The organism is Neptuniibacter halophilus (genome assembly GCF_030295765.1).
GTDB lineage: Bacteria > Pseudomonadota > Gammaproteobacteria > Pseudomonadales > Balneatricaceae > Neptuniibacter > Neptuniibacter halophilus.
The window spans coordinates 164,244-178,521 of record NZ_AP027292.1 but is presented as its reverse complement, the minus strand read 5'-3'; the positions used below and the strand labels follow the sequence as shown (position 1 = coordinate 178,521).

The 14,278-nt window shown below is 53.0% G+C and carries 13 protein-coding genes; all 13 read left to right on the top strand.

The annotated features are described in order from the left end of the window. The first annotated feature begins 198 nt into the window (after positions 1-198). A complete protein-coding gene (locus QUD59_RS00860) occupies positions 199-3,120 on the top strand; it encodes an insulinase family protein (protein ID WP_286238937.1) in 2,922 nt (973 codons plus the stop codon). 66 nt (positions 3,121-3,186) lie between these two features. Next, on the top strand, positions 3,187-4,068 hold the full coding sequence (locus QUD59_RS00855) for a DMT family transporter (RefSeq protein ID WP_286238935.1): 882 nt from the start codon (positions 3,187-3,189) through the stop codon (positions 4,066-4,068). Positions 4,069-4,216: 148 nt separating this feature from the next. Further along, positions 4,217-4,567: a ribosome hibernation-promoting factor, HPF/YfiA family gene (gene hpf / locus QUD59_RS00850; RefSeq protein ID WP_286238934.1), complete on the top strand. Its 351-nt coding sequence runs from the start codon at positions 4,217-4,219 to the stop codon at positions 4,565-4,567. A 160-nt stretch (positions 4,568-4,727) separates the two neighbouring features. Further along, complete coding sequence (fldB, locus tag QUD59_RS00845; RefSeq protein WP_286238933.1) at positions 4,728-5,243, top strand: flavodoxin FldB; 516 nt, start codon at positions 4,728-4,730, stop codon at positions 5,241-5,243. Between the two features lie 168 nt (positions 5,244-5,411). Continuing rightward, positions 5,412-7,268 (top strand): adenylate/guanylate cyclase domain-containing protein, encoded by a 1,857-nt coding sequence (locus QUD59_RS00840; RefSeq protein WP_286238932.1) that lies wholly within the window; start codon positions 5,412-5,414, stop codon positions 7,266-7,268. Next, a complete protein-coding gene (locus tag QUD59_RS00835; protein WP_286238930.1) occupies positions 7,258-7,719 on the top strand; it encodes an SH3 domain-containing protein in 462 nt (153 codons plus the stop codon). Before QUD59_RS00840 ends, QUD59_RS00835 begins: the two co-directional genes overlap by 11 nt. Further along, positions 7,709-8,572 carry a M48 family metalloprotease gene (locus tag QUD59_RS00830; protein WP_286238928.1) on the top strand — a complete coding sequence of 288 codons (864 nt, stop codon included), beginning with the start codon at positions 7,709-7,711 and terminating at the stop codon, positions 8,570-8,572. The genes QUD59_RS00835 and QUD59_RS00830 overlap by 11 nt, the downstream gene beginning before the upstream one ends. Before the next feature lie 31 nt (positions 8,573-8,603). Beyond that, a complete protein-coding gene (locus QUD59_RS00825) occupies positions 8,604-9,083 on the top strand; it encodes a GNAT family N-acetyltransferase (RefSeq protein WP_286238926.1) in 480 nt (159 codons plus the stop codon). Between the two features lie 26 nt (positions 9,084-9,109). Next, positions 9,110-9,679 carry a class I SAM-dependent methyltransferase gene (locus tag QUD59_RS00820; RefSeq protein ID WP_286238923.1) on the top strand — a complete coding sequence of 190 codons (570 nt, stop codon included), beginning with the start codon at positions 9,110-9,112 and terminating at the stop codon, positions 9,677-9,679. 238 nt (positions 9,680-9,917) lie between these two features. Further along, positions 9,918-10,601, top strand: coding sequence for a TIGR00153 family protein (locus QUD59_RS00815; protein WP_286238921.1), 684 nt, complete (start codon positions 9,918-9,920; stop codon positions 10,599-10,601). An 18-nt stretch (positions 10,602-10,619) separates the two neighbouring features. Next, positions 10,620-11,885 (top strand): inorganic phosphate transporter, encoded by a 1,266-nt coding sequence (locus QUD59_RS00810; RefSeq protein ID WP_286238920.1) that lies wholly within the window; start codon positions 10,620-10,622, stop codon positions 11,883-11,885. 172 nt (positions 11,886-12,057) lie between these two features. Continuing rightward, a complete protein-coding gene (locus QUD59_RS00805) occupies positions 12,058-13,491 on the top strand; it encodes an aspartate kinase (RefSeq protein ID WP_286238919.1) in 1,434 nt (477 codons plus the stop codon). A gap of 80 nt (positions 13,492-13,571) precedes the next feature. Further along, the gene (bluB, locus tag QUD59_RS00800) at positions 13,572-14,261 is read left to right on the top strand and encodes a 5,6-dimethylbenzimidazole synthase (RefSeq protein WP_286238918.1); all 690 of its coding nucleotides are present in this window, start codon (positions 13,572-13,574) and stop codon (positions 14,259-14,261) included. Positions 14,262-14,278 lie beyond the last annotated feature (17 nt).

Sequence of the window (14,278 nt, the reverse complement as noted above, 5' to 3'; positions counted from 1 at the left end):
CCATGAGGAAGCTGTTTTGTGCTCTGGCAGCGCGAAAAACGGTAATTTCTGTTCGCCCGAAACGCCGGTTGCTGAGTGTGACGACGGTTGTTTATCTAAAGCAATTATCATTACAATCAAGGCATCACGCGAAACGGCCAGGTTACAGCTTTTCCGGCTGATCGCATCCGCTCCCTTGTGACAGGATCGTTTATTTCCATGACAAAATTGCAAACCGCAGGCAAGGCCCATTCATCTTTCCGTTTTCTTCGTGCTGAGACCATTGAGTCTCTGGGTATCGACGTTACGGAATATGTCCATAATAAGACCGGCCTGGTTCACTACCATATTGCCGCTGATCACAGCGAAAATGTATTTCTGGTAGGTTTGCGAACCGTGCCTGAGGACTCCAAAGGGGTCGCACATATTCTGGAACATACTGCCCTGTGTGGCAGTGAACGTTTCCCGGTACGTGACCCGTTTTTTATGATGACGCGGCGCTCACTGAATACTTTTATGAACGCTATGACCAGCAGTGACTGGACCGCGTACCCATTTGCCAGCCAGAACCGCAAAGACTATTTCAATCTGCTGGATGTCTATCTTGATGCGGTCTTCTTCAGCCGTCTGGATGAGCTGGACTTTGAGCAGGAAGGGCATCGTCTTGAGTTTGCCGAAACCGGAAATACGGATTCGGCGCTGGAGTATAAAGGGGTGGTCTTCAACGAGATGAAAGGGGCGATGAGCTCGCCGGTTTCCCGTCTGTGGCAGTCGGTGACTAAGTACCTGTTCCCGACCACGACCTACCACCATAACAGTGGCGGTGAGCCGGAGAGTATTCCTGATCTGAGCTACGACGAGCTGCTTGAGTTTTACCGGACCCACTACCATCCGAGCAACGCGGTGATTATGACCTTTGGTGATATCCCGGCAGAAGAACTGCAGTCCTTTATTGATGAGAAAGCCCTGTCCCGGTTTGAGCCGCTTGGACGGACTATTGATATCCATGATGAGAAGCGTTACTTCGCACCGTTGCGGGTAGAAGAGGGGTATGAGCTGGATCAGGACGATCTGAGCGGCAAAACCCACCATGTACTGGCCTGGTTGCTGGGGCATTCCAGTGATCTGGAAGCGCAGCTAAAAGCGCATCTGCTGTCACGGGTATTGCTGGATAACAGTGCATCACCCCTGCGTTATGCGCTGGAGTCGACCGATCTGGGTAGTGCGCCTTCACCGCTTTGCGGACTGGAAGACTCTAACCGGGAGATGAGTTTTATGTGTGGTATTGAGGGCAGCGAGGTGGAATCCGCCGCAGCCTTTGAAACCCTGGTGCTGGATGTTCTGCGTGAGGTCGCTGAAAAGGGCGTACCTCAGGCGATGCTGGAAGCACAGCTACATCAGTTAGAATTGCAGCAACGCGAAATCAACGGTGACGGCTACCCCTATGGTCTGAGTTTGATCATGTCCTCGCTGGGAGCGGCTGTGAATCATGGCGATCCGATTGCATTGCTGAATCTGGATCCGGTGCTGGATCGTCTGCGTGAAGAGATCAAACAACCGGATTTCGTTCAGAAACAGGTTCAGGAACTGCTGGACAATCCGCACCGCGTTCGCCTGACGCTGTACCCGGATAATCGTCTGGCCGAACGCCGGGATGCCGCTGAGAAAGCGCGTCTGGCGCAGATCAAAGCGGGCCTGAGCGACGCTGAGAAACAGCATCTGGTGGAACGTGCTGCTGAACTGGAAGCACGGCAGAATATTGAGGATGATGAGACCATCCTGCCCAAAGTCACGCTGGCGGATGTACCGGATGAGCTGATCGTACCGGAAACCACAGAGGTTTCTTCTACGTTGCCACTGACCCGTTATGATCAGGGCACGAACGGATTGGTCTATCAGCAGGTGATTATGCAGTTGCCTGAATTAAGCGAGGCGGAGCAACATCTGCTGCCACTCTTCAGCCATCTGCTGACAGAACTGGGTTGCGGTGAACGCAGTTATCAGGAGAACCAGCAGTACCAGACAGAAGTCAGTGGTGGAATCCATGCCTTTGCGTCGGTCCGTGGAATGCCGGATAACGAACAGGATGTCAGAGGTTACTTCACGCTTTCCGGTAAGGCGCTGCTGAGTAAACAGAGTGAGCTGCTCGGGCTGATGAAAGAAACACTGGATCAGGCACGTTTTGATGAGCTGAGCCGTATCCGTGAAGTGGTATCCCAGATGCGCACCCGTAAAGAGCAGAGCATTACCGGTCAGGGTCATGCGCTGGCGATGATGGCAGCCACCTCGAAGATGAGTCCTGCCGCTGCGCTTGCTCAGGCAACGAAAGGGCTTGAATCCATTCATTTCTTTAAACAGTTGGATGAGAAACTGGCAGAAGAGGCCGCGCTGCAAAACCTGTCGGATCAGTTGCAGTCTCTGCACGCGAAGATCCGTCAGGCGCCGCGTCAGTTCCTGCTGGTGGCCGAAGAGGAGCATCAGGCGCTGTTGCAGAAATCGCTGGAATCCGTCTGGGCGGAGACGCCTTCGGGTTCGGTAGCAGGGTTCTCACTGCCGGCGTTGCGCGAGACGGTTAAGCAATGCTGGGTGACCAGTACTCAGGTCAGCTTCTGTGCCAAAGCCTTTCCTACCGTGGCGGTTGATCACCCGGATGCTGCACCGCTGACAATTCTCGGTGAGTTTCTGCGCAACGGCTTCCTCCATCGGGCCATCCGTGAGCGCGGAGGTGCCTATGGTTCCGGCGCCGGTCAGGATTCAGGTGATGCGGCTTTCCGTTTCTTCTCCTACCGTGACCCGCGCCTGACCGAGACGCTGGATGATTTTGATGCCTCGGTTTCCTGGTTACTGCAACAGGATCACGATCCGCAGAAGCTGGAAGAGGCTATTCTGGGTGTGGTCAGTTCCATTGATAAACCCGGTTCACCGGCAGGCGAAGCGAAACAGGCATTCCACAGCACCTTGTTTGGGCGTACGCCGGAGCAGCGCCGTGAGTTCCGATCGCGCATTCTGCAGGTGACCATGGATGATCTTAAACGGGTCGCCCGGACCTATCTGCTGGATGCCGAGAGCAGTGTGGCCGTAGTGACCAGCAAAGAGCTGGCGGTCAAGCTGGCGGATGACTACGAGGTGATAGAGGTATAAACTTCTCCGCTCTCTATCGATCAGAGCCACCCATTAGGGTGGCTCTTTGCTTTCAGAAGACTCTCTATGCCAACCAATGCTATCTATCAGGGCGCGCTGCTGATTATTTTTTCAGAACTGTTTCTGGTGGGATCAGGCATGGTGGTCAAGCAGATCTCCGGTGAGCTTCCAACCGAGATGATCGTCTTTGCACGGAACCTGTTTGGTCTGATGCTGCTGATTCCCTGGTTGTTACGCAAAGGGTTGGGTGCGATCAGAACCGAATACCTGCGGTTTCATTTTATGCGGGCTGCGGTCGGGGTGACGGCCATGATGTGCCTCTACTACTCCTGGGGTCATCTGCCTTTGGCTGAAGCGGCGCTGATTAAGCAGACTGCACCGTTTTTTATTCCGCTGTTTGCACTGTGGTGGCTGGGCGAAAAAATCACCGGCGCTGTCAAAATGGCCATTCTGGTGGGTTTTACCGGTGTCTTTATGATTCTTAACCCCGGTCAGGGGAGCCTCAATCTGGTGGTACTGGTTGCTCTGTTTGGCGCGATGCTGGGTGCGCTGGCGAAGGTGGTGATCCGCCGGATGAGCAGTACCGAACCTGCGCAGCGGGTGGTGTTCTATTTTGCTTTCTTCAGTACGCTGCTTTCGCTGTTACCGGCGTTGCTTAACTGGCAGACACCTGATCTGCCACAGGCAGCCTGGTTGCTGCTCATGGCGCTGACTTCAACGACTGCCCAGTTGCTGCTGAGTAAAGGCTACTCGCTGGCACCTGCCGGGCAGTTAGGGCCTTATACCTACGCCTCGGTGGCGTTCGCCGCGCTGTTTGGCTGGCTGTTGTGGGATGAGGTGCTCTCGTACCACAGCTGGATCGGTATTTTTTTGATTATCGGTGCCGGTGTTCTGGCGGTGGGACAATCGAAAAAGCCACGGTTAAACAAAGAGTTGGTTAACAATTGATCGGTTGGTTAATTCAGGTCAAGTTTTTTTCATGGTGAGTAAAAATAGCTTGTATTCCCGGGTGAGAGTGGTACTACTGTAAGTGTAAAGAGCAACAGGACAATCGTCCGGACTGCTCTAACAGCAACATGGCATTAAGGATTTGCTCATGAACATTAAAATAACTCACCGCAATGCTAAAGTTTCTGACAGTATCAAAGAGAAGGTAAATGACTGGCTTTATAACAGCCAGGATCGTTATGAAGTGATTACAAGCGCCCATGTCATTCTGGAGAAAAATGATCGCGAAGACATGGCTGAAGCAACTATCCACATCGCCGGTAAAGATATTTTTGCGAAAGCATCCGCAGATAATCTCTATGCCGCGCTGGATGCACTGGCCGACAAGATTGATCGCCAGTTGGATAAAATTCATCAGAAGCATGTGAGCAAGAAGGGGACAGGGCGACCTGAAGCGGCAGTAGATGACGCTGAGGTAGATGAAGAGGCATTGGCCTGATACCTGAACACGATTGCAGATCAATCTGAATGCCCGGCCTTTTGGCCGGGCATTTTTGTTTATGCATGGGAAGAGCGGAAACGCAGTGCTTGATCTGACAGTCTTTAAAGAAGATAATGTGAATCGTTATCATTACTATTGAGTCGGTTAAGGAGATTCTGTGAAGGCAGCACTGTTTTATGGCAGCACTACCGGTAACACCGGAGATATCGCGGAGAAGATCAGGCAGCAGTGGAATGAAAGTGAGCTGGATCTGTTTGACGTGGTGGACACGGCGCTGGGCAAAATTGACGAGTATGAACTGCTGATTTTTGCACTGCCGACCTGGGATTATGGCGAGGTACAGGAAGACTGGCTTGAGGTTTGGGATGAAGTAGATCAGATCGACTTCAGCGGCAAGCAGGTCGCGCTGATCGGCCTCGGAGATCAGTTTGGTTACCCGGAGTGGTTCGTGGATGCTATGGGCATGCTGCATGATAAAGTGATCGCCCGGGGCGCTGAGATTGTCGGCCACTGGTCGATAGAGGGCTACGAATTTGAAGAATCCAAGGCCCTGAGCAAAGATGGTAAACACTTTGTAGGTCTGGCACTGGATGAAGACTGGCAGCGGGATCAGACTGATCAGCGTATCAGCGACTGGCTGGAGCAGGTCAAACTGGAGCTTGGCATCTTCTGACCCACCACGCAGCGCTTGTTCAGGGTTGCAGCCATGAACAGCGAACTGCGCCTTGTCGACACAAACTTCAGAATAGACAGAGCACTACGAGGACTTATTCAAAGGTTCCGTAGCGCTCTGAACCCATTGGACTATGCTTGAGGGAACGTTCCCGCTGAGTCCAATACTATGAGCAACGTCGTTAAACGGGATGATCTGGCAGTTATCTTCCTGTTAGCTCTGGTCTTTATGGCCTTCGGCGGTCTCAGTTTACGTTCTCCGCTGCTGGAAAGTTATGACAACCTCTGGCTGGATTACCTGATTAGACAGCGAGCTGAAAAGGTTCAGCCAGCCAGTAATATCGTGGTTATCGATATTGATGATGCCAGCCTGGACAATATGGCGCCGCTTGCCGGCGGTTGGCCCTGGCCTCGGGCGGTTCATGCAGAAATGCTTGAGCTGCTGCAACCGCAGCAGCCAACAGCGGTTGTGTTTGATCTGATTTTTGCCGATCGTGATATCTATAACCCGGAAAGCGACCTCTATCTGAATGAGGTGATGGCGGCCTCGGCGAATGTCTATTTGCCTTTTCTGCACCTGAAGACCGATTCCGATCTTCTTTTCCCGCAACTGGATCAATACCCTCCCCAGGTGCCGAGCTATCAACTGGAAGCTGAGCAGCCGGCCCCTCATGTCAGTCTGGTATTACCTAAAGCGATTGAACCGGCGTCCTGGAAACTGGGCAGTATCAATTTTCAATCCGATAAGGATGGCATTGGCCGCCGTTATGAATCGATCCATCGTTTTTCCGGCTGGGGCGTGGCGACCATGCCTGCGGTGCTCGCACAGGATCTGGCCGGGGTAGAGCCGACCGCACAGGAGTACTGGCTGGACTGGCGGGGAAACAGCGTGCAACCCTATCCTCGTCATGGCTACTATCAGGTGTACAGCGCACTGAGTCAGGGCGAGGTTTTTCACAGCAAAAACTACTTTCGCGACAAAATTGTGATTATCGGCTCAACGGCGGCCGGCCTGCATGACATTAAGGTGACGCCGATCAGCACCACTTATCCCGGGGTGTTTATCCTTGCCACCGCGATCGATAATTTTACGCAACAGAGTTTTCTAACCCCTCTTTCTCGCGGGGTCACCCTGGCAATCTATCTGGGAGTCTTTTTACTACTCTGTCTGATTATGCTGATGCTGCCACGTATCAGCAGGGTGCTGCCGGCTCTGCTGCTGGTTTATGCCTCGATGTTTCTTCTCAGCCATCAGTTACTGATGCAGATGGCCCTGTTGTTGCCTGTTCTCAGTTGGTTGTCGCTTTTCAGCCTGATGCTGATCTGTTTCTACGTATACCGCTACCTGCAACAGCAACGGGAGATCCGTAAAACAGTGGATATCTTTGGTCGGTTTCTGGACCCGAAGGTGGTCAAACTGCTGCTGGAACAGGGGCTGACGGAGCGGGCCCTGAAAGGGCGAAGCACCCGGGTGACTATTCTGTTTACTGATATTCGTGAGTTCACTCATCTCTCGGAATACCGTTCTGCTGTTGAGATTGTGGAGCTGCTTAATCACTATTTTTCCCGTCAGGTTGAAGTGATTTTCAAACATTCTGGCACGCTGGATAAGTTTATTGGCGATGCGATTATGGCGTTTTGGGGGGAGCCGGTACCGCAGCCGAATCAGGAGATCGCAGCGGTTGAAGCAGCGCTGGATATGGTTGAGCAGATGATGCAGTTCCGTCGGGAGTTCGGCTTATTTGATTTTGATATCGGCATAGGTATCCATACCGGTGAAGTGGTGGTCGGTGCAATTGGTACCCAGAGTCGTTATGACTATACGGCCATTGGCGATGCAGTGAACCTGGCCAGCCGGATCGAGGGGCTGACCAAAGAGGCTGACCGGCGTGTATTGGTTTCTGAGGAGACCCGCCTTGCCTGCGGTGACGCTTTTGACTTTGAACTTATCGGTGACTATAAGGTTAAAGGCCGGGAAGAGTTAGTCACGGTGTATCAACCGAGGAGGTTGAGTGATGAAAGTTAAAATCGGGATAATAGGGTTGGCACTCCTGTTATCCTCCTGGGCAAGTGCCGAACAGAACGCATTGACGGTGCGCGCTGTCCCCCTTCTTGAAACGCCCGCCCTGACCGCCAAATCCATTCTTCTGTTACCCAAAAATACCCAAGTCCTGATCCTGCAACGAGAGGGTGGCTGGTATCTGGTTGAGGTCAAAGGGCAGACCGGCTGGATTAAGATGCTCAGTGTCCGCTATGACCGGGTACAGACATCGCCACATTTGGCGGGCGAAAAAGACTACCGCAGTGAAACCACCACAACTACAGGCGTCAGAGGCCTCAACGAAGATGCGGCATCCGGTGCCGGGCAGGGTGTTGAGCTGCAGAGGATCGATCAGTATCAGGTGAGCCAGCAACAGGCGCAGGGATTCGCCCGGCAGGCGGGACTGAAGTCCCGGGAGGTGGGCTATGTTGAGTAAATACAAACAGGCCGGATTCTCCCTGCTGCTCAGTGCGGTGCTGATCAGCAGTGGCTGTCAGGTCAATAACATTAATCTGACCCCCTTGATGGATGCCGGTAAAAAGTCCTCTGATCTGTTTGAGAAATCGCTGGATGAGGAGGTGAGTCTGGGGCAGGAGGTCAGTGGTGTCCTTTTGCGGGATCAGAATCTTTACAACGTTGCTGAGGTTCAGCGCTATGTCAGTTCCGTCGGCCTGTGGCTGGCACTGCACAGTGAGAGAACAGAAGTGCCGTGGAAGTTTGCGGTGATCCGGGATGACAGTTTCAATGCCTACGCGACCCCCGGAGGGTACATCTACATTACCAGTGGCACGCTGGAGCAACTCGACAGCGAAGCGGAACTGGCAGGGGTTTTAGCCCATGAGATCGCCCATGTGGTAGAGAAACATCACCTGCAGGCAATTCAGAAAGAGGCCCGGGTAGGCATTGCGGCGGATCTGGCAAAATTCCTCCGCGACAGTCAGCGCGATACCAAACAGCATAATGAGATGTTTGCCGGTATGAGCCCGGAAGCAAAATTGCTGCAGTCGGTTCAGGATATTTACAGTGATGGTCTGGCCCGTGAAGACGAGCTGGCGGCGGATCGTCTCGGGATGCTGATCGCAGCACGGGCCGGTTATGACCCGATGGCCTATATCACCGTGTTGCAGAAGATCGACTCGCGCAGTCAGGACAGTTACTTCTGGGAGCGCTTTAATAAACGCCACCCTTCGGCGACCGATCGGCTGGAAGCACTGGAAGCGATCGCCGCAGCTCTGTCCCCGCTGCGCGGTAAAGTGCTTAATCAGCGCTATGCCGACATGATAAAGTAGCCGCTTTAATCACCGCGATTGAGTGCCTGTTGTGCAAGAGACCGATTCTGTTGAAGTGATGTCCGCAGAGGATATACCCCGGGTGCTGGAACACTGGTGTCAGTTAAACCGGGAGTTGCCGGCGCATCACTTCCAGCCGTTCGGAACGCCGCTTGAAGAGGGGCAGCGCGAACGCCTGCAGCACACACTGCAACAGTGTGCGGCACGGGATGATGCTGTCATTCTGCTGGCCAGTGCGGGCGGGAAACTGGGTTCCATTGCAGTCATACTGAATCAACACACCGGTTTCAGCAAACCGCACAGCGGTGTGATCTTTAATCTCTGGATAGAACCTGAGTACCGTCGCCGGGGGCTGGGCAGTGAGTTGGTTGCCGCTGCCAGCGACTGGCTGCGCGCGCAGGGGGCAACCTCCGCGCAGGTTGGCTGGCATCCGGATAACCGGGCGGCGGACCTGTTCTGGAAGCAGCTCGGTTTTCGTAACTACGAAGTGATTGCCGCCAAACCTCTCTGATATCAATAACCTGAGCACAGGAATCTATGTCTAAAGCAGAACAGAAGTGGGATCAGCGTTATCTTGAAAAAGGCGATCAACTGCCTCAGGTACCGGAATCGTTGATGGAGCACTATACCGATCTGAAGCCGGGGCGGGTGCTGGATCTGGCAGCAGGCGATGGCGCCGTCAGTCTGTTTCTGGCGGATAAAGGGTTCCGCCTTGCGGCTGTCGATATCTCTTCGGTAGGGCTGCAGCGACTGGCATCCCATCTCGGGGCCCGCGGCTACCATGCCGAGTTGTTTCAGCAGGATCTTGAATCGGTGGATTGCTCATTAGAGGAGCTGGGTCTGTTCGATTCGATTGTTATCCTGCGTTACAAGCCGGCAGACCGCCTCTGGCCCCAACTGATCAAAGCACTGCGCCCCGGTGGCCGCTTGTTGATTACCACCTTTAATCTGGCGCACCATCGGCGAACGGGCTTTTCAAAACGATTCTGTCTGCAGCCGAACGAACTGCTGGCGCGTTTTACCGGGCTGCGATTATGTTGCCTTGAGAGCGATACCCATCAGTCGGGTATGGATCTCTATCTGTTTGAGAAAAGAGATGAATCCTGAACCGCTGTGTTTAAAATATTTCGAACATCAATGTATATACAAAGTTATACATCTGATTTACAAGGGATATTTGTGGTACAGCAGAAAAATAGATCGAACTCAATATTTCATTTTTTTTACCGAAAAATGACGAATTTGTAACAAAACTGTAATTACTTGGCTTAATAATTCCGTCATAATTCGCCCGCCTGAACAGCAGCGTTGTTCAAAAATCATCCTAAATTTTAAGGTGTGTTAAATGGTGTCCACCAACAACCCGTTTTTGCAGATGTTTGCACGTTCTCCGTTCAAACCCATGCAGGAACACATCGCTAAAGCGCAGGAATGTGCTGTTGAGCTGATCCCGTTTATGGAAGCGGTTATTGCCAATGACTGGAACGAAGCTTCCAGCGTACAGGCAAGAATCGCTGTTCTGGAGGGTGAAGCGGATGCAATGAAGAAAGATATCCGCCAGAGCCTGCCAAAAAGTATTTTTCTGCCGGTACCGCGTACCGATCTGCTCGAAGTTGTACGGATGCAGGATAAGATCGCTAACCGTGCCAAAGATATCGCAGGTCTGATGCTGGGACGTCAGATGCAGATTCCTGAGTCGATTCAGTCGGATATGCAGGATTTTGTGCGTATGGCCCTGAATACATCAGAACAGGCGCTGACAGCATTGCAGGAACTGGACGAACTGGTTAACAGTGGCTTCGGTGGCCACGAAACGGATGTCATTGAAAAGATGCTGGTTCGCCTCGACGAACTGGAGCATCGCACCGATGAACATGAGCGTGCTATCCGCGCGAAACTGTTCGCTATTGAGAAGGAACTCCCACCGGTGGACGTGATGTTCCTCTATCAGGTGATCAGGCTGATCGGCGACCTGGCTGATCGTTCTCAACAGGTTGGTAGCCGACTTCAGCTACTGGTAGCCCGCTAAATGTTTCGGTAAACGCTCATGGAAATTATTGCTCAGTACGGCGATATCATCGTCATCCTCGCATGTGTTTTTGGTTTCTTTATGGCCTGGGGTGTGGGGGCTAACGATGTCGCCAACGCGATGGGAACCTCAGTAGGTTCTAAAGCATTAACCCTGAAGCAGGCGATCATGATCGCCATCATCTTTGAATTCCTCGGTGCCTATCTGGCCGGTGGTGCAGTAACCTCCACCATCCGTAAAGGCATTATTGACCCGGGTCTGTTAAGTGGAACACCTGAATTACTGGTGTTCGGCATGATGGCCTCTCTGCTGGCAGCCGGTATCTGGTTGCTGGTGGCGACTCACTTTGGCTGGCCGGTTTCCACTACCCACTCCATTGTGGGCGCGATCGTTGGTTTTGCTGCTGTGGGCATCTCGATGGATGCAGTTAACTGGGGCAAAGTCAGTAAGATTGTTGCAAGCTGGGTGGTTTCACCCGTGACCGCCGGTATTATCGCTTTCTTCCTGTTCCGCAGTGTACAGAAGCTGGTACTGGATACTGACAAGCCTTTCGAAAACGCCAAGCGCTACATTCCGGGTTATATCTTCCTGGTGGGCTTTATCGTAGCGATGGTGACGTTTACCAAAGGCTTGAAGCATGTTGGTCTGCACCTGAGCTGGGGTGAAAGTGCGCTGGCATCGGTCGCTATCGGTGTTGTGATCATGGCAATCGGTGTGCAGATGCTGAAGAAGATCAGCCCGGATGTTGATGCGGATCGCGAACACCACTTCACCAGCGTTGAAAAATTGTTCGGTATCCTGATGATGTTTACCGCCTGTGCCATGGCCTTTGCTCACGGTTCTAACGATGTGGCGAATGCGGTGGGGCCGCTGGCGGCGATTGTCGGTGTGGTCAGTGCAGGTGGTGAAGTGGCGCAGAAATCTGCCATGCCGGCCTGGATCCTGCTGCTGGGTGGTGGCGGTATCGTTGCCGGTCTGGTGATGTACGGTCACAAAGTGATTGCAACGGTGGGTACCAATATCACTGAGCTGACTCCGAGCCGTGGTTTTGCTGCGACTCTGGCGGCTGCCGCGACAGTGGTGGTGGCTTCAGGTACGGGTCTGCCGATCTCTACCACGCACACCCTGGTGGGTGCGGTACTGGGTGTTGGTATTGCCCGGGGTATGGCGGCACTGAACCTGCGTATTGTCGGTACGATCTTCGTATCCTGGGTGGTAACGCTGCCTGCAGGTGCCGGTCTGGCAATCATCTTCTTCTTTATGTTTAAAGGTATGTTCAGCTAAAACGGCTGAGCTTTACCCGAAAAAGCCCTGCAATGTTGCCATTGCGGGGCTTTTTTTATCTCTAAAACTAATTAATGTGGTCACAATTTCATCATATTAGGGTAAAATTTCCGCCCCAATTTTTCTGTCAGGGTCGGGGCTCTGGCAACGATTAAGTTAATCCGGAAAGAAGATGCATACAGTTGAGAAGATCGGCGGCACTTCCATGAGTCGCTTTGAGGAATTGATGGACACCATTCTGGTGGGTAAGCGCACCACACCTGAAGAACTGTATAACCGAATTTTTGTGGTATCTGCCTACGGCGGTATTACCAACTATCTTCTGGAGCACAAGAAAACCGGTGAGCCGGGTGTTTATGCCCGTTTTGCCAACGCCGAAAGCGAAGAAGCCTGGGTTGAAGAGCTGAACAAGGTTCAGGCGCGGATGGAAGAGATCAACGCTGAACTGTTCCCGGATGCTGAGTTTGAACGCAATGCCGCCGACAGTTTCGTGATTGAACGTCTGAACGATGTCCGTGACTGCATGAAGAGTCTGCACCACCTCTGCACCTATGGTCACTTCCAGTTGGAAGAGCACCTGATGAAGGTGCGTGAAATGCTCGCCTCTATCGGTGAAGCGCACAGTGCATACAACTCTGTACTGGCGCTGCGTAAAGCCGGAATCAACGCCCGTTTCGTGGATCTGACCGGCTGGCATATGGATCAGCCGCTGCCGTTTGAAGAGATGGTTCAACTGCAGTTTGAAGGCGTTGAGATCGACAAAGAGATGGTGATCGCGACCGGTTACACGCACTGCGCCGAAGGCCTGATGAAAACGTTTGACCGGGGTTACAGTGAGATGACCTTCAGCATGATTGCCACCGTAACCGGCGCTGCTGAAGCGATTATCCACAAAGAGTACCACCTGAGCTCGGCGGATCCGATGCTGGTTGGCCCGGAAAATGTGGTGACCATCGGTGCGACCAACTACGATGTGGCGGATCAGCTATCTAATCTGGGGATGGAAGCGATCCACCCTAAGGCAGCTAAAGGTCTGCGTCGTAACGGTGTGAAACTGCGGGTTAAAAACGCGTTTGAGCCAGAACATGAAGGAACCACCATCAGTCAGGATTACCACAGCGATACGCCACGGGTAGAGATCGTTGCCGGGCGTAAGGATGTGTTTGGCATTGAGATCTTCGATCAGGAGATGCTGGGCGATGCGGAGTACGATATCGAGATCTCCAAGCTGCTGGCCAAACTGAAACTCTACGTGGTGAATAAAGACGCTGATGCTAACAGTATCACCTACTACGTGGGTGGTTCCCGTAAGATGGTGAACCGCGCTGCACGGCTGATGGAAGATATGTACCCGGAAGGTCAGATTCAGTTGCATAATCTGGCGATTGTTTCTGCCATCGGCTCGCATATGAAAGTGAAGGGCATTCTGGCCCGTACCGTCAGTGCGCTGGCTGAGGCCGGTATCAATGTGATGGCGCTGCACCAGTCAATCCGTCAGGTGGAGATGCAGTGTGTGGTCTCAGAAGATGATTACGAAAAAGCGATTATCGCGCTGCACGCCGCCCTGATTGAAAAAGCGGGGCAGGATATCGGCACCGCCGCCTGATGTGCAGACCCTGAGCCCGCCCAGTGCGGGCTTTTTATTATCGAGTTTGTATCGACTGAACAAAGGGGCTTTAGCCATACATGAGCGCTGACAACCAAAACCGTACTCAGTCCGATATTGATGAGCTGACCCGGCAGCACTTTTATCAGGTTCTCTACGGGCGTCGTGATGTACGCAGTCAGTTTCTGTCGAAGCCTGTCGGGGACGAGGTGCTGACGAATATTCTGCATGCCGCGCACCACGCACCGTCGGTAGGGCTTTCCCAGCCCTGGAACTTTATCCTGATTCGGGATCAGGAGAAGCGTAAGCAGATACATGCGGCCTTTGAGCAGGCCAATCGTGAGGCGGCTGAGATGTTCAGTGGTGCACGCCGTGAGCAGTATCAGGGGCTTAAGCTTCAGGGGATTCTCGATGCGCCGCTGAATATCTGCATTACCTGCGACCGTAAACGGGGTGGTCCGGTTATTCTGGGGAAAACCCATCAGCCGGAAATGGATCTGTACAGTACCGTCTGCGCCGTACAGAACCTGTGGCTGGCAGCCCGGGCAGAAAATGTCGGGGTTGGCTGGGTCTCGATCATCGACCGGGATACGCTGGCACAACGGCTGGAATTGCCAGAGGGTGTCGTGCCGGTAGCCTACCTGTGTGTTGGCTATGTTTCTGAATTTCTGGAAAAACCTGAGCTGGAACTGGCCAACTGGGAGAAGCGCAAGCAACTGGAACAGATGGTATTCAGTGAAAAATGGGGGCAACCAGCACAGTCTGACTGAAACTGAGGATTGCTCAT

What these genes read in the sequence shown, in the direction of transcription:
- QUD59_RS00835 (WP_286238930.1), top strand. Translation starts at nt 7,258, where the DNA reads ATGAAAGTTAAAATCGGGATAATAGGGTTGGCACTCCTGTTATCCTCC.
- QUD59_RS00820 (WP_286238923.1), top strand. Translation starts at nt 9,110, where the DNA reads ATGTCTAAAGCAGAACAGAAGTGGGATCAGCGTTATCTTGAAAAAGGC.
- QUD59_RS00810 (WP_286238920.1), top strand. Translation starts at nt 10,620, where the DNA reads ATGGAAATTATTGCTCAGTACGGCGATATCATCGTCATCCTCGCATGT.
- QUD59_RS00815 (WP_286238921.1), top strand. Translation starts at nt 9,918, where the DNA reads ATGGTGTCCACCAACAACCCGTTTTTGCAGATGTTTGCACGTTCTCCG.
- QUD59_RS00855 (WP_286238935.1), top strand. Translation starts at nt 3,187, where the DNA reads ATGCCAACCAATGCTATCTATCAGGGCGCGCTGCTGATTATTTTTTCA.
- QUD59_RS00860 (WP_286238937.1), top strand. Translation starts at nt 199, where the DNA reads ATGACAAAATTGCAAACCGCAGGCAAGGCCCATTCATCTTTCCGTTTT.
- QUD59_RS00805 (WP_286238919.1), top strand. Translation starts at nt 12,058, where the DNA reads ATGCATACAGTTGAGAAGATCGGCGGCACTTCCATGAGTCGCTTTGAG.
- QUD59_RS00840 (WP_286238932.1), top strand. Translation starts at nt 5,412, where the DNA reads ATGAGCAACGTCGTTAAACGGGATGATCTGGCAGTTATCTTCCTGTTA.
- hpf (WP_286238934.1), top strand. Translation starts at nt 4,217, where the DNA reads ATGAACATTAAAATAACTCACCGCAATGCTAAAGTTTCTGACAGTATC.
- QUD59_RS00830 (WP_286238928.1), top strand. Translation starts at nt 7,709, where the DNA reads ATGTTGAGTAAATACAAACAGGCCGGATTCTCCCTGCTGCTCAGTGCG.
- bluB (WP_286238918.1), top strand. Translation starts at nt 13,572, where the DNA reads ATGAGCGCTGACAACCAAAACCGTACTCAGTCCGATATTGATGAGCTG.